We start from the raw sequence: 15,386 nt of genomic DNA, 5'->3' as shown, positions 1-15,386 counted from the left end.
GCCGCTCCCGAGTTTGCTTGACCCCCTTGGGGGGCCTGTCGCGTAGTGACAGGTCTGGGGGCTCTATGTTGGGAGGCGTGATGTCGAAGACTGCAGGCACTGATCCTGTTCTGGCCCGGATCTCTTTGGTCATTCCGGGCCGCACGATCGCCTTGGGCGGCCAGCCCGAGGAGGGCGTGCCCGTGTGCCGGCTCGACACCGAAGCCATGCGCTGGACCTATGTGCTGCGGGCACGCGAACGCTGGCTCAGTTCGAGTGACGCCAGCAACAGCCGTGAGGAGCAGGCCAACCGCACGCTGAAGGGCTTTGGCCTGAAGGACGCCGACCTGGAGGCGCTTGCCCGCGCGCCGCGCGTCGTCGTGCGCATGCCTTACGCGTCGGAACGCGAGGGCTGGCAGGGCCGCATCTTTCCCTGGGAATATCTGCTGGCCAAGGCCACGCGGCGTTATCGCAATGTGGACAACCACCGCGTCACCGTGATGCGTGAAGTGGTGCCCAAGGCCCCGGCCCGGTGGAAAAAGCCCGGGCAGCGCAGCCTGCTCTATGTGCAGAGCGCACCTGGCGGCTTGCGGCAGACCTGGGATTTCAGCGCGGAAACCAAGCGGCTCAAACGCGCGCTGGGCGACATCCAGCTGATGGAGTTGAAAGACCCGAGCTGGCAACAACTGCACGACGTCGTGAAGGCGCACCAGCCCGACCTCATCCATCTGAGTGGCTTTGACAATCTGGCCGGCCTGAAGGCCTTGCGCGACCTGGTGCCGAACGGCGAAGTTGTGGAGGCCGAATTCGGCCCGATGCAGCTGGACGACGTGCTGGCCAAGGAGGCCAGCGTGCCCGACGGCATGCTGCTGGCCGGCGAGAGCGGCGGCGCGGCCGTCGTCGGTGCGCAGCGGCTGGCCGAGGCGCTGGGGGCGGGGGGCGAGCACTGCGCCTATTTCGTCTCCCTCAGCCTCGAAAACTCGGCCGCGCGCACGGCGGCCCTCATCGTGGCCGAGCGCGCGGCCCTGTCGGCCGTGGGCTTCCAGGACGCGGTCGAGGACCAGCTGGCGGACTTCTTCTTCGAGCTGGTCTACGGCCAGCTCGACCAGGCCGTGTGGAACCTGCCGCTGGCCTTCGAGAGCGCCTGGTTGCGCGCGCGCAAGGAGCCCAGAGCCACGCGCGCCACCGGCGTCACGCTGTGGATGGGCGCGCCGCTGAACGAGGCTGCATTCACGCTGGGCGAACCCGCCGCGGCTGAACTGCGCGATGCCGACACGCCGCCGCGCCTGCTGGCCAAGCCCGAGAAGGAGCTCAACTACGCGGTACTGCACAACAACGGGCGCCTGTTCAGCGAGATCGTCGTGGAGCGCGGCAACGCCAGTCCCGAGGATGGCTTGAGCGTCGACGTGGAGCTGCAGCTCGGGCCCGAACAGGCGCGCTGGCGCAAGCGCTTCGTGGCCGGCGAGACGCGCTTCGACCTGAGCAACGAGGTGCACGTGCCGCTGACGGCTGCGCTGATGCGTTCGCTGCAGGAAGCGGTCAACAGCACCTTGATGGTCCAGCTCAGCCACAACGACAAGGTGCTGACGCGCGACAGCCATCGCCTGCGCCTGCTGCCGGTGGACCAGTGGCGCGACAACGACAAGGACGGCCAGTGGCTGCCCTCCTTCGTGCTGCCGCGCGATCCGGCCGTCGTCAGCGCGGTGGAACTGGCACAGCGCTATGTGCGCATCCTGCGCGACAACCCCAGCGCCGGTTTCGAGGGCTATCAGGCCGCGCCGAGCACCGACGAAGAGCAGCTGCGCGAGGTCGATCTGCAGGTGCAGGCGATCTGGGCCGCCCTGCTGCATGAGTGGCGGCTCGGCTATATCAACCCGCCGCCGTCGTACAGCAGCAAACTCGATTCGCAGCGCCTGCGCACGCCCAGCACCATCCTCGGTGCGCGGGCCGGCACCTGCATCGACCTGGCCCTGCTGTTTGCCGCCTGCCTGGAGCTGATCGACGTCTACCCGGTCATCTTCCTGCTCAACGGCCATGCGCTGCCGGGCTATTGGCGGCACAACAGCTTCCAGGCCGACTATCTGGCGGTCAGCGGCGATGGCGCGCATGGCGCCATGGCCGGCGCCGCGGATCGCAACTCCTCCGCCAGCCTGCAGCGCTATGCCTGGCAGGCGATCGGCAATGCCCCCTACCGCGAGGTCAGGCAGCTGATCCGCGCGCGGCGCCTGGTGCCCATCGAGACGGTGCGGCTGACCGAGCACTGCGGTTTCGTGGAGGCGGTGGAGGCGGGCATCGATGCGCTGTCCGAAGCGGAGGACTTCCATTCGGTGCTGGACGTCGTGACGGCGCGCATGAGCGGCATCACGCCCCTGCCCATCGTGGAGGAGAGGCCATGAGCGGTAACCAACTTTGGGCCGACGTGAGCGCCCGTCTGGTGCTCGAAGAGGAGCCGACCGAGGTCAGCACCCTGCCCATCGGCCAGCGCCGCCGGCGCGCCGCGGCGCGCGACGCCGATGGCCGCGCCAAGGTCGAGCTGGTGCGCGACGAGGACGGCCTGCTGCGCTGGGTCTATTCGCCGCCGACCACGCCCGGCGGCACGGGGCGGCGCTCCTACCGGTCGATTCGCGTGGCGCCGGACGATGTGGTGCAGAGCTTTCGCTTCAACGACTTCGGGGCCAATGCGGTCACCGACAAGCTGATCGCGGCCGATGACTGGTTGACGCCCGACAAGGGCATGCAGCGCTGGCAGGACGGCCGCCTGGTGAACGACGCCCAGCCCAGGATAGACAAGGGCCGCGTGCTGCTGCTGGTGCATGGCACCTTCAGCAAGTCGCAGATGTGGTTCGACGAGCTGCAGGCCACCGACGCCGGCAAGAAACTGCTCGCCGGCTGGCAGCAGAAGTACAGCGCCATCCTGGCCTTTGGCCACGCCACGCTGTCCGTGGCGGCCTGGTCCAACGCCCTGGATCTGCACAGTGCCCTGCAGGACGTCAGCGCGCCCATCGACGTGGTCTGCCACAGCCGGGGCGGCCTGGTCGTGGGCTGGCTGATGCGGCTGCGCGCCGTGCCGGTGGAGCGGGTGATCTTCGTGGCGTCGCCGCTGGTGGGCACCAGCCTGGCCGCGCCGGACAAGCTTCGTGCAGCCCTCGACATGATCGCCAGCTATGCCGATGCCGTGTCGACGCTCAGCAAGCATGCGACGGGCATCGTGCCCTTTGCCGAGGGCGTTTCGCTGCTGGCCAAGATCTTCGGCAAGGTGCTGCATCTGGGCAGCACCACGCCCATCGTCGACGCGGCGGTGGGCCTGGTGCCGGGCCTCGCGACGCAGCAGCTGGTCAAGAACAACAACGATGTGCGGCAATTGTTTGCCGCGCCCTGGCTCAGCAGCCCCCAGATGTCCGGCATCGGCGCGTCTTTCCAGCCCGACGAGAGCGCCCAGCCGATCTGGAAGTTCTGGCGGCGCTTCAGCCACATCGGCGACCAGGTCAAGTACGGTGCGGCCGACATGGTGTTCCCCGGCCCCAACGACCTGGTGGTGGACGTGGACTCGATGTTTCGCCTCGGCGAGGGCGGCAACATCACTTTCGAAGCCCTCGGCGTGGGCCCGACCACACATCACACCAACTACTTCCGCGATGAGCGAGTGATCGGTTATCTGGGCGATCAGTTGTCGATTCAGAACTGAGGGGTTTCGCGGTCCGCCTTCCAACGCGAAGAGTGCGCTCGTCGTCGCGATGAGGGTGACGCACGCCGATGGGTGCCTGATTGCGGCGCCGACCTGATCTTCGACCAGCCCAACGATCTCGTCGTCGACAGCGCGACGACGCATCACTGCAGCTACTTCCAGGACTTGCGCGTGCTCAGCTGGCTGGATGCTCGCTTGCGCTGAGCGGCCTTGCCAGGCGCGTCTCTACACAGTGCGCAGGCTCTCAAGTTGCGCCATGGATGCCTGCAGCAGGTCTTCAACCATGCCGAGCACCCGATCCCGCTCAAGCGCGAGCGCAGCGCGCTCTGCATCGGCGCTGTCGATACCTGACCGGTCGACGCTCAGCAGCAGGTGAAACGGCAGCACCAGCGGCAAACCCTCCATCAAGCCGCGGTCGCCGTCTGCCAACCCGCCCTGGGGCGTGAATGGGCGTTCGGTCAGGTCAATCATGGTCCCGACCATGCGCACCGCCCGGCCCTCGGCGTTGCGCTCGATGACCCGGCCGCGCGAATGGACGACGCGATACCCCGAGCCATTGCTGCGCAGGCGGAATCTGGCCTCGTAGCTGGGCTGGCTGCCCCGGGCGTGCGCGCTCATGGCTGCAAGCATGCCTTCAAGGTCGGCAGGATGGACCCTGCAGCGCCAGAAGTGGGTGCTATCGGCGCTGTACGGTTCGGGATAACCGAGCTGCTGTTTCCACTGGGGTGAATGGTGAACGGTCTCAAGGTCAAGGCGGAGGTCCCACACGCCAAGCTCACCTGCCTCAATGGCCTGTCGCCAATGAATTTCAGCCGGTGGTCGCTGCATGTCCATGGACGGGATTGTCATGTCGCGATTCGGCGCAATCCGGCTTCGAGCCCGGTCGGAAAGGGCGAATGCAGTGAATCCCAACGCTAACAGCAACTTGCGAGGCTGTTGCTCCCTACCGGCTGTTCCAAAGCGCCAGTCCACCTGCCGCAAGCGCATGGTCTTCCCACCCGTCGAGGCCCGAAACGATCAAGGTCCCCACTCGGCCCTTGCCGTGCACCGCCAGGGGCAAGGCGCCGCCTTCGGCCTGGAAGAGGGTGGGGTCGAGGCCGGTTTCCGCATGGAAATTGGCCTGGCGTTCGAGGAACTCCAGCCGAACCCGCCATGAACTGTGGCCAAACCGGCGAACGACGTTCTTCTTCTTGGTGATCCAGTCCGCGTTGCCTGCGCCCGTGCCATCCATGAAATAGACGAACAGAGGATGGTCGTCGGTCTCCAGGTGAATGGCCACGGGCCGGGCCGCAAACCGTTCCAGCGCCAGCGCGAGGATGAGTTGCCCGATCGCCATGGCGTCAGCCGCCGTCAGGCGGTCGAGCACGAGTGCGGCTTCCTGGGCTGCACACTGGGCGGCGGTCTCCGGAGCTTGCAAGCGGGCGTCCATGGGCTATCGCGCCTGGTGACGAAGCTGCGCCGACGTGAACCTGCGGCCCGCCAGCACCAGCTGGGCGGTGGCACGGATGTCGTCCGAGCCCGCGCCGAGCTGCACTTCATAGGTTCCGGGGGCGATCACCCAGTTGCCGGTCGACTCGTCAAAGGTGGCCAGCAGCCGCGGGTCGACCGTGACCGCGCTCGTGCCGGTCTGACCCGGCTTCAGCGCCAGCTTGTCGAAGCCGACGAGGCGGCGGGGCGCTTCCCATTGGGCGCTCTGCGGCGCACGGACGTAGACCTGGCCGACCGAGGCACCGTCGCGCTTGCCGGCGTTCTTGATGGTGAACTTGACGGTCACCTGCCCGCCGGCCTTCTGGGCTTGTTCTGCCTTGAGGCCGCCCAGCTCGAAGCTCGTGTAAGACAGGCCATGGCCGAAGGCGTACAGCGGCTTGTGGCCGTGCAGGTCAAACCACTTGTAGCCCACGGCGGCGCCCTCGGTGTAGCGGACCGTGAACAGCGGGCCGTCCGACTTGCCGCCGATCTGCCGGCGCACCAGCTGATCCGTGCTCGCAGGGAAGGTGATGGGCAGGCGGCCGGAGGGGTTCACCTCGCCGGTGAGGATGCGGGCGATGGCCTCGCCGCCGGCCGCGCCCGGGTAGAAGGCCGCGAGGATGCCCTTCACGTCCTTCTCCCAGGGCATCAGGATGGCGCCGCCGCTCTCGACGACGACCACGGTGTTCGGGTTCGCCTTGGCGACCGCGCTGACGATGGCGTCCTGGTTGCCTTCCAGCGTCAGCGACGCGTCCAGCGACTCGGCGGTCCATTGGTGGACGAAGACGATGGCCATGTCCGCCGCGGCTGCGGCCTTGCCGGCGGACTCGACGTTGGTGCCCGCGTCGAAGGTGAATGCCGTCTGCGGCCGCAGACGCTGCAGCGCCTTCATCGGCGATGAGGGCTGCCACACCTGGGTCAGCCAGCCGCCCGGGCCGAGGCCGGTGACGGCGGTGCCGCCGATGGGCGTGACGGACGCCGAGCCACCACCGGCGAGCACCGCCTTGTCGGCGTACGAGCCGATGAGGGCCACGCGCTTGGGCGCCCCCAGCGGCAGCAGGCCGGCCTCGTTCTTCAGCAGCACCAGCGACTGCTCCGCAGCGGCCTGCGAGACCTGCGCGTGGGCGGCAAAGTCGATGGGGCCTGGCTTGAGCGGGTGGTCCATCACGCCCTTGTCGAACATCGCCCAGAGGATGCGCCGGGCCATGTCGTCGATGCGCGACCGCGGCACCGAGCCGTCCTCGACGGCCTCCTTCAGCGGCTTGGCAAAGTAAGGCGCCTTGTCGAAGGGGAAGCCGGACTGCTGGTCAAGCCCGGCGGTCGCAGCGAGCACGGTCGAATGCACGGCACCCCAGTCCGACATCACGTAGCCCGGGTAGCCCCAGTCGCCCTTGAGCACCTTGTTCTGCCAGAAGGCGTTCTGGCAGGCGTAGACATCGTTGATGCGGTTGTAGGAGCACATCACGGAGCCGGGGCTGGACTTCTCGATGGCGAGCTCGAAGGCCAGCGCGTCGCTCATGCGCAGCGCGGACTCGCCAATCTGCGCGCTGACGATGTTGCGGCCGGTCTCCTGCGCGTTGATCAGGTAATGCTTGATCGTCGAAATGATGTGGTTGGCCTGCACGCCGCGGATCAGCCCGGCGGCCATGTCGGCGGCGAGCAGCGGGTCCTCGCCGGTGTACTCGAAGTTGCGGCCGTTCTGCGGTTCTCGCGCGAGGTTGACGCCGCCCGCCAGCATGACGTTGAAGCCCGACAGCCGGGCCTCCCGCCCGATCATCTTGCCGCCGGCCTCGGCCACACGCGGGTCCCAGCTGGCGGCCGTGGCCAGCGACGAGGGCAGTGAGGTGCGCTCCAGGTTGGGATTGCGCACGCCGATGGACGCGTCGGCCTGGTGCTGGGCCGGTAGCCCCAAGTGCTCGATGCCGGGGATGTAGCCGGCCGAGCCGGGGATCACCGTGGCGATGACCTCCTTGGTGTTGACGCCGGGGATCACGCTGCTGTCCACCTGCGCCAGCTGATCGCCCGAGGCGTAGCCGAACACCAGCAGCAGCTTCTCATCCAGCGTCATCGCCTTGAGCAGCAACTCGGTGCGCTGCGCGGCGCTCTTGGCCTTGTCCGTCCAGGGCTGGGCATCGGCGGCGAGCAGGGGCCGCGCGGCGGCGCAGAGGGCCAGCGCTACGGCCGTGGCCACGAGGGAGGCATGCATTGATTTCATGGCGAAAGGCGCATTGCGGCCGGGGTGGAATCGGTTCCAGCATCGCAGCGGTGGGGCGGACTCTACCTGGATAGCCCGGTAGGTTTGGGTGAACGCAGTGAACCCCCAACGCATGCCAGCAGCACGCCGTGGCGCATCGGTAGGGCCCCCACAATTGCCGCCAATAACTAACCATAGGGAGACACGGCATGCCTCACGCCCCGGCAGCACTGCCTTTTTCCGCACGGATGCTCGCCGCCTGCGTGCTGGCCATGACCCCGCTGCTCGCCAGCGCGGCGGAGCCCGCCGCGCGGGTGCTCGCCTTCAGCCCGCAGGGGCAGGTACCGGGTGCGGAGCAGGTCAGGGCCACCTTCAGCGAGCCGATGGTGCCCATGGGCAAGGTGGCCGCGCCGGGGCCGTTCGAGGTGGACTGCGGGCTGGCCGGCGATGCGCACTGGGTGGATGACCGCACTTGGGTGATGGATCTGAAGGACCAGGCGCGCGACGGCCGGGCCTGCGAGTTCCGTGTCAAGCCCGCGCTGAAGTCCCTGGCCGGGCATGCCGTGGGCGAGCCGCTGGCGTTCCGCTTCCAGCTGCCGGCGTTGACCGATGAGATGAAGCGCTACGTCGCGAACGTTGTTCCCCACCACGGCGCGGCCTGGGTCGCGGAGGACCAGGTCTTTCTGCTGCGCTACACCCATCCCCTGGGCAGCACCCCGACCGACGTTCGCTGCGAGGCGCCGGGCCAGCCCGAGGCGCCGGCCCTCCACCTGCCGACCGAGGTTCGCGACGGGCTGAAGAAGCAGGCCAGCTGGATGTGGGAGGAGCCCGACCGCCTGGAGGCGGTGCGCTGCCCCTTTGCGCTGGCGCCCGGGAGGCCCGTCACGCTGCGGCTGGTGCGCCCGACCTTGAAGCCCCATGAGCTGACATTCACAGCTCGCGCGCTGCCGGCCGTGACCGTGGCGTGCAGCCGCCTGCAGCCCGACGGCGACTGTGCCGCCAACTTCCCCATCGCCCTGGAGTTCAACGCGGCGATGCCTGAAGCCCTGCTTCGCGAGATCAAGCTGGACGTGGGGCAGGGCTTGCGCCCCGGCACGGTGACGGTCCAGCCAGCCACGCTGACTTCCGGCGCCAGCAGCACGGTCACTTTCGAAGGCGGTTTCCAGCCCCGGGCCGAGTACCGGATCCGCTGGCCGGCGCAGGACTTCGTGGACGACGCGGGCCGCAAGCTGGCGCGTGACCGCCGGCCCGCCAGCATCAAGACGCTGCTCGCGCTGGGGCTGGCGTACCTTCCGGTGCCGACGGTGTCGATCCGGCCGCTTCAGGCCGACAACATGGTGCCGGTCTTCCTCCAGGGGGCGGCCACGCAGCCGGTCATCCGCGAAAAACTCATCGGGGCCGGCGACGGCGACGAGGCGGCAGACCAGCTCATCCTGCGGTGGATGGGGCTGCTCGGCGCCGGTGAGGGCCCGCACCACTACTTCTCGATGCCCGACGCCTGGCGCCCGCGCTGGGAGGTCGCTCCGCCCCTGTTGGGCGACGCTGCCGCCATCCCGCTGCAGGCCGTGGAGGCTGCGGCCGCTCCCGAGGCCCGCCGTGGGCGGGTGGCGCTCAGGGGCGCGGGCCTGCACCTGCTTGAACTGCAGGCGTTCGCTGTGCAGGGCGGGGCCAACCCCGTGTACGAAAGTGTGGCTGTGTTGCTGACGCGGCTGGCCGTGCACTTGAAGGTTGCCGAGACCAACAGCGCCGTGTGGGTGACGCAGCTGGACGGCGGCGCCCCGGTCGCTGCGGTGGACCTCAGGGCCTATGACTGCCGCGGCAAGCTCGTGTGGCAGGGCCGCAGCGATGCGGACGGCCTGGCGTCCATCGACCGCAGCGCGCTCGCCCGTTGCAACGACCTCCTCGGTGCCGGCGTGACGGTCATCGCCCGGCACACCTGGCCCGACGGCGAGCGGGATGTCTCGGTCGCCAGCAGCCGCTGGACGAGCCTGCTCGACGCCGCCAGCTACGGCGTCCACCGAACCTGGGACAGCTCGTTCATCCGGGCGCATACCGTGCTGGACCGCAGCCTGTTCAAGCCGGGCGAGACGGTGTCGATGCGGCACGTGGTGCGTCGGGAGACCGAGGCCGGGCTGGCCGCAGGCGAGCTTCCCCGCAGCGCGACGATTGTTCATGTCGGTTCGCGCAAGACATGGACCGTCCCGCTGCAGGAGAGCGCGCGCGGCGAAGGCCTCTCCCGCTTAGAGCTGCCCAGTGACGCGCCCTTGGGTAGCTACGGGGTGGTTCTGAAGCTCGGCGAGGGTTCGTCGTCGAACGTTACCGACCACGACACGGCGCAATTCGCCGTCGAAGCCTTTCGCCTGCCCGGCATGCTGGGCGCGATCCAAGCGCCACGGCTGACCTTCGGCGCGGCACCGACGCTGCAGCTGGGCCTGCATCACGCCGACGGCGGCGCGGCGCAGCACTGGCCCGTCACGCTGAGGGTCTATGTCCAGGCGCGGGAATACGGCAGGCCCGATCTGCTCGATGGCTACACGGACATGCCGGCCTTCCTCGACGAACCGGCCGCAGCGGAGCCTGAGCCGGCCCAGCTGCTGCTGGACACGCAGTCGTTGCAGCTCGATGCCCAGGGCCATGCGCAGGCCACGCTGCCCGCGCTGCCCCGGCGCGCACGGCCGTATGTGCTGCGTGCCGAACTGAGCTACCAGGACCCCAACGGCGAGGCCCAGACCGTGTCTCAAGGCTTTGACGTGCTGCCCAGCCTGCTGACGGTCGGCGTCCGCACGAGAGGCTCGGTCGCGGTCCTGCGGCCGCTGGAAGTGCAAAGCCTGGTGCTCGACGAGAACGGCGCGCGGCGCAGCCGGCAGCCCGTCAGCGTGAGCGCCAGGCGCAGGGACGCATACGTCTCCGGCCCCGTCGAGGACCTGGGCGAGGTCTGCAAGGGCCTGACCGATGACAAGGGCGAGCTGGTGTGCGGCTTCGTGCCCCGCAAGGCTGGCGTGTACCAGTTCGAGGCGACCTCAGCGGACGCGGACGGCAGGGTGGCCGCCGCCTACAGCGTGCCCAGCTATACGAATGCGCAGCGCTTGCCGGCCGGCCCGCTGTTTGTGAACGCCGACAAGGCGCTGTACCGCGAGGGTGAGATGGCCAGCATCGTGGTCTCCAGCCCCTTCAAACGGTCGCGCGTGTGGCTGACGATGGAGCGCCGGGGCGTCCTGGAGTCCCGCGTGCTCACGCTGGACGCGGCGCAGGCCAACATCCCGCTGCCCATTCGCCGCGAGTGGGCGGGCAATGTGTCGGTCTCGCTGCTGGCGCTGGATGCCGAGGCGGGGGCGCTGCCGGCGGCCGTGGCCACGGGCATCACCGAGCTGATGGTGTCCACCGAGGCCCATGCGCTGCGGGTCAGCCTCACGCCCGACCGCGCGCGCTACCAGCCCGGCGATGCTGCCCGGGTCCGCATTCACGTTGCGACGGCGGACGGCAAACGGCTGCCCGTAGCGCGCAAGCTCAGCTTTGTGGCGGTGGACGAAGCGTTGCTGAGCCTGAAGGGCAACCCGAGCTGGCAGCTGCTGGCCCGGATGCAGGCCCCCCGCCTGCACAACGTGTACACGACCAGTGGCCTGGTCATGAACCCCGCAGTGGACGAGCGGGCCATGCTGCGCTCCGCGGAGGTCATGCTCATGGACATCCTTCAGCTCTCGGCTGACAAGGCCGCCGGGATTGTGGCTGTCACGGGGCGGCGGAGTGCGTTGCAGAGTGCCCAGAAGATCAAGCAGAACGACGGCGTGTATCCCGAGGTATTGCAGCGTGTGGTCGGGGCAGCGGGGGTCACCGTCTCGCGCCGCGCCGGCAGTGACGCGGCGGCGCCGCCGGCCCGCACCCTGCTCGATTCCCTGCTGTACTGGCAGGCCGACGTGCCCGTCGACGACAACGGCGACGCCGTCGTGAGCTTTCCCATCAAGGACGGGCTGAGCCGCTTCCGGCTGGTGGCGGTGGCCAGCGCCGGCAGCGAGGACTTCGGCACCGGCGCGGCCCACCTGGACGTGATGAAGGACCTGCAGCTGACCGCCGGCCTGCCGCCGCGCGTGCGCGATGGCGACCGGTTTGCGGCGCTGGTGACGGTGCGCAACACGTCCGCCGGCCCCATCACGCTGGACGCCAGCGCCGGCCTCGCCGGCCAGGCCGCGCTGCCGGCCCAGGCCCTTCGCCTGGCCGCGGGCGAGACGCGCCAGATCAGCTGGCAGGTGCGCGTGCCGCAGGGTGCCCAGGCCCTGAACTGGCGCTTCGCCGCGAAGGAACGCGGCCGTACCGGCCGGCAGGACGTGCTGGAGGCCACGCAGCAGGTCCAACCCGCCGTGCCCGTCACTGTCCAGGCCGCCACACTGGCCCAGGTCAACGGCAGCTTTGACGTGCCGGCGTTTGGTTTCGACGGCGCCGGGGCCGTAGCCGGTACCGCTCGCGTGGCCGTGCAGTTGCTGCCCTCGCTGACTGGCCAACTGGGCGGCGTGCAGGCTTGGCTCGCCAGCTACCCCTACCGCTGCCTGGAGCAGAGCGTGTCGCGCGCCGTCGGCATGCACGACCGCAAGGCCTGGGATGCGGCCATGGCGGAGCTGCCGCGCTACCTGGACGAAGACGGCCTGGCCCACTACTTCCCGCCCGAGTCCACCTCCGCGCGGCTGGGCAGCGACACGCTGACCAGCCATCTGCTGGACCTGGCCGACGCGTCGGGCTGGCCCATTCCCGAGGCCGAGCGCAAGCGCATGTTGGCCGGGCTGGAAGGTTTTGCGACGGGCCGCATCCAGCGCGCGTTCTGGGCGCCCGGCGAGGACGGCCTGGCGCGCAGGATCGGCGTGCTGGCGACGCTCGCCCGCCACCAACGGCTTGCGCCCGGGCAGCTCGACGCCATCCGCGTCGACCCCGACGAGTGGACCACCCGCATGCTGATCGACTGGCTGACGGTGCTGAGAAAAACCGATGCACAGCCCGCCCTGCAGACTGTGGCCGGGAACGCGCTGCGTGCGCGACTCAGCTACCAGGGGCGCCGCATGGTCTTCTCCACCGAGGCCCGCGACTACTGGTGGTGGCTGATGAGCCACGGCGACGTGGACGCCGCGCGCCTGCTGCTTGCCGTGGCCGACCTGCCCGATTGGAAAGCCGACCTGCCACGCCTGCTGACGGGGCTGCTGAGCCGCCAGCAAACGAACGGCGCCTGGGCCACCACCAACGCCAACGCCTGGGGCACGCTGGCCGTCGATGCCTTCGCGCGCCTGCTGGAGCCGGTGCCCGTGGCCGGCGAGACGCGCATCGCGCTCGGCCAGCAACGCAAGACCCTGAGCTGGAAAGAGCCGGGCAGCAAGTCCTTCGACGCTCCCCTGGGCAAGGCCACCGACGCGCTGCACATCCAGCACGATGGCGCCGGCGCGCCCTGGGCTTCGGTGGAGGTGCGCGCCGCCGTGCCGCTGACGGCGCCGCGCTCAGCCGGTTACAGCCTGAGCCGCAGCATCACCGCCGTGCAGCAGAAGGTGCCGGGCCAATGGCATGTGGGCGACATCGCGCGCGTGCGCCTGAGCATCCATGCCCAGGCCGACATGAGCTGGGTCGTGGTGGATGACCCGGTGCCGGCCGGCGCCAGCATCCTGGGCAACGGCCTGGGCCGTGATTCCGCCGCCGCCCAGGCCGGCGAGCAACGCACGGGCAACGCCTGGCCGCTGTACCAGGCCCGCGACTTCACGTCGTTCAAGTCCTTCTACCGCCACGTGCCGCGCGGCGACTTCAGCCTTGAATACACGATCCGCCTCAACAACCCCGGCCAGTTCACTTTGTCTCCCACCCGCGTGGAGGCCATGTACGCGCCGGAGGTGTTTGGCGAGGCGCCGAACGCGGTGTTCGGCATCGAGCCGTGAGGCAGGGCCTGGCGCCGCCGGGCTATTGCGCCACCAGCTCCACGCGCCGGTTGCGCGCCCGCCCTGTGTCGTCGCCATTGCCCGCCACCGGTGCCAGGCTGGCCAGGCCCTTGGCGCTCAGGCGCTTGGTGTCGACCTTGTACGGCGCCGCGGTCAGGGCCAGCACGACGGCGCGGGCGCGCTCCATGCTCAGCGCCTGGTTGGCCTCGAAGGTGCCGACGTTGTCGGTGTGGCCGACGATGTACGCCTTCAGCGTGGGCTGGTTCTTCAGCAGCTCGGCCATCGCGTCGAGCTGGGCCTTGGACTCGGGCTTGAGCTCGGTCTTGCCGGTGTCGAAGAACAGGCCGGTCAGCGTCACGCGACCCTCGGCGGCGAGGCCGGCCTGCAGCGCGGCGGGGTCCACCGTGACCTGGCCGGTCTCCATGGCCTTGGGCTCGACGATCTGCAGATAGGTGGCCACCATGCCGGTGGTGGCGTTCGCGGCCAGCGAGTTGTAGAGCAGCACGGTGGCTTCCTGGCCGGGCTTGCCCAGCGTGCCGACGAGCATGCGGCCCTCGTCGCCGGACAGGGCCGAGGTCAGGCTGTAGCGGCCGCTGCTGGGGGTGTCGACCGTGCCCTTGGCCCAGTTGAAGCCCTTGGTCGGATCGCTCTGCTTGAGCCAGGCGAAGTAGAGGTCGAAGCAGTCGCGCTCGCACGAGAAGCGCTTCTTGAAGCCGGCGGCATTCAACGCCTGCTCGTAGTTGCGCCACACCTCCAGCGCCGACTTGCCGCGCGGCGCGATGTAGACCGTCTGCGTGACCTTGCCCTCGAGGTTGAGCATCGGGTCCTTGAACTGCCGCTTGTCGGCCTTGGACAGCTCGACGCTGGCGGGCAGCACGGCGGCGTCCCAGTTGGAGACATGCTGGCCGGCCAGCCAGGAGCCGGCGAAGCGCCTGACGAGGGGGTGGTCGGCGGCGCCGGGCACGTCGGCGTAGGGTGCGTCGGCGGCTGGCGCGCTGAGATGGACGGCGGCGGCCAGCAGGGCGGCGGTGAAGCGGAGGGTGATGTTCATGGCGTCGTTGCGGGCGTTATTGCAGGACCATCTCGACGCGGCGGTTCTTGGCGCGGCCGTCATCGCTGGTGTTGGGCGCCACGGGCGCGAAGTTGGCGATGCCCCGCGCCTGCAGCCGGGTGGCCGCAATGCCGCGTTGGGTCAGCGCCGCGACGACCGCCTTGGCGCGGCCTTCGCTGAGCGCGAGATTGGCGTCGATGGCGCCGACGTTGTCGGTATGGCCGACGATGAGCACCTTCAGCGCCGGCTGGGCCTTCAGCACGGCGGCCATCTGGTCGAGCTGCGCGTTGCTCTCGGGCTTGATGTCGGTCTTGCCGGTGTCGAATACCAGGCCGTACAGCGCGATGCGCCCTTCAGCCTGCAGGCCCTGCCCGATGGCCTTGGCGTCGACGGTGACCTGGCCGGTGGGCATGGCCTTGGGCTCGACGATTTCGATGTAGGTGGCGGCGCGGTTGGTGTACTCGTTCTCGGCCATGGACGTGAACAGCAGCAGGTTCAGCGAGCGGCCGCCGCTGGCCAGCGTGCCCACCAGCATGCGGCCTTGGTCATAGGTGATGGCCGCGGCCAGGGGCCAGGCGGCGCCCCGGTGGTCGCCGTCCATGGCGGGCAGGTCGCCCTCAGCCCAGTGCATGCCCTTCATGCGCTCGTACTTGTCCAGTGCGAAGTGGGCCTTGGTGCAGCCCTGCGCCTCGCTCTCGCATTGCCAGGTGGTCTTGAAGCCGGCAGCGATCAGCGCCTGCTGGTAGTTGCGGTAGACCTCCAGCGGGCTCTTGCCCAGCGGAGCCAGGTAGAAGAGGCGGGTCACCTTGCCTTCGAGGCTGACCGGGCGATTGAACTTGTCGTTCTCGGTCTTGGACACGCCGCTGGCGTCGGGAAAGCTGCGCTGCTCCCAGTCCTGCTGCGCATAGCCCACCAGCACGCTGCCGGCAAAGCGCTTGAGGATGGGGTGGTCGGCGCTCTTGGCGACGTCGGCCTTGGGGGCGTCGGCCTGCGCAGTGGCGAGGGTCAGGGCGGCAAGAAGGGCGAGGGCAGCGCGGAGTGGCGTCATGAGTGGCGGCGGGTTGGAGGCGCGATGTTGACGCAGCCAACGCGCGAGACCCTCGCCAC

General features: G+C 69.3%; 9 protein-coding genes. 4 read left to right on the top strand and 5 right to left on the bottom strand.

Annotated features, from left to right (window positions below):
* The first annotated feature begins 80 nt into the window (after positions 1 to 80).
* From AC1DW0_RS04190 to AC1DW0_RS04180, 3 genes are all read left to right on the top strand, one after another.
* A complete protein-coding gene (locus AC1DW0_RS04190; protein WP_457388550.1) occupies positions 81 to 2,375 on the top strand; it encodes a hypothetical protein in 2,295 nt (764 codons plus the stop codon).
* A complete protein-coding gene (locus tag AC1DW0_RS04185) occupies positions 2,372 to 3,664 on the top strand; it encodes an esterase/lipase family protein (RefSeq protein ID WP_457388548.1) in 1,293 nt (430 codons plus the stop codon). The genes AC1DW0_RS04190 and AC1DW0_RS04185 overlap by 4 nt, the downstream gene beginning before the upstream one ends.
* A 72-nt stretch (positions 3,665 to 3,736) precedes the next feature.
* Positions 3,737 to 3,868 (top strand): hypothetical protein, encoded by a 132-nt coding sequence (locus AC1DW0_RS04180; RefSeq protein ID WP_457444901.1) that lies wholly within the window; start codon positions 3,737 to 3,739, stop codon positions 3,866 to 3,868.
* Between the two features lie 21 nt (positions 3,869 to 3,889).
* On the opposite strand, the gene AC1DW0_RS04175 is transcribed toward AC1DW0_RS04180, so the two are convergent.
* The 3 genes from AC1DW0_RS04175 to AC1DW0_RS04165 all read right to left on the bottom strand — a co-directional run bounded on the left by AC1DW0_RS04175 (position 3,890) and on the right by AC1DW0_RS04165 (position 7,346).
* Positions 3,890 to 4,513, bottom strand: coding sequence for a PAS domain-containing protein (locus AC1DW0_RS04175; protein ID WP_477945013.1), 624 nt, complete (start codon positions 4,511 to 4,513; stop codon positions 3,890 to 3,892).
* Positions 4,514 to 4,607: 94 nt separating this feature from the next.
* Positions 4,608 to 5,093, bottom strand: coding sequence for a heme-binding protein (locus AC1DW0_RS04170; protein WP_477945012.1), 486 nt, complete (start codon positions 5,091 to 5,093; stop codon positions 4,608 to 4,610).
* A gap of 3 nt (positions 5,094 to 5,096) precedes the next feature.
* A complete protein-coding gene (locus AC1DW0_RS04165) occupies positions 5,097 to 7,346 on the bottom strand; it encodes a beta-glucosidase (RefSeq protein WP_477945011.1) in 2,250 nt (749 codons plus the stop codon).
* 188 nt (positions 7,347 to 7,534) lie between these two features.
* Between AC1DW0_RS04165 and AC1DW0_RS04160 the strand changes: the two genes are divergently transcribed.
* Entirely contained in the window at positions 7,535 to 13,228 is a 5,694-nt protein-coding gene (locus AC1DW0_RS04160) for an alpha-2-macroglobulin family protein (protein ID WP_477945010.1), read from the top strand.
* 22 nt (positions 13,229 to 13,250) lie between these two features.
* Here AC1DW0_RS04160 and AC1DW0_RS04155 read toward each other — a convergent pair whose 3' ends face one another.
* Both AC1DW0_RS04155 and AC1DW0_RS04150 read right to left on the bottom strand, forming a co-directional pair.
* Entirely contained in the window at positions 13,251 to 14,279 is a 1,029-nt protein-coding gene (locus tag AC1DW0_RS04155) for an OmpA family protein (RefSeq protein ID WP_056190939.1), read from the bottom strand.
* Between the two features lie 16 nt (positions 14,280 to 14,295).
* Entirely contained in the window at positions 14,296 to 15,327 is a 1,032-nt protein-coding gene (locus AC1DW0_RS04150; protein WP_477945009.1) for a DUF4892 domain-containing protein, read from the bottom strand.
* Positions 15,328 to 15,386: the final 59 nt, after the last annotated feature.

The organism is Roseateles sp. P4_D2 (assembly GCF_056401875.1).
The sequence above is the reverse complement of the archived record's forward strand: the minus strand, read 5'-3'. Positions and strand labels throughout refer to the sequence as shown.

Bases quoted from the DNA above. Each gene is read 5' to 3' on its own strand.
- AC1DW0_RS04190 (WP_457388550.1), top strand. From the start codon at position 81: ATGTCGAAGACTGCAGGCACTGATCCTGTTCTGGCCCGGATCTCTTTG.
- AC1DW0_RS04185 (WP_457388548.1), top strand. From the start codon at position 2,372: ATGAGCGGTAACCAACTTTGGGCCGACGTGAGCGCCCGTCTGGTGCTC.
- AC1DW0_RS04175 (WP_477945013.1), bottom strand. From the start codon at position 4,513: ATGACAATCCCGTCCATGGACATGCAGCGACCACCGGCTGAAATTCAT.
- AC1DW0_RS04170 (WP_477945012.1), bottom strand. From the start codon at position 5,093: ATGGACGCCCGCTTGCAAGCTCCGGAGACCGCCGCCCAGTGTGCAGCC.
- AC1DW0_RS04165 (WP_477945011.1), bottom strand. From the start codon at position 7,346: ATGAAATCAATGCATGCCTCCCTCGTGGCCACGGCCGTAGCGCTGGCC.
- AC1DW0_RS04160 (WP_477945010.1), top strand. From the start codon at position 7,535: ATGCCTCACGCCCCGGCAGCACTGCCTTTTTCCGCACGGATGCTCGCC.
- AC1DW0_RS04155 (WP_056190939.1), bottom strand. From the start codon at position 14,279: ATGAACATCACCCTCCGCTTCACCGCCGCCCTGCTGGCCGCCGCCGTC.
- AC1DW0_RS04150 (WP_477945009.1), bottom strand. From the start codon at position 15,327: ATGACGCCACTCCGCGCTGCCCTCGCCCTTCTTGCCGCCCTGACCCTC.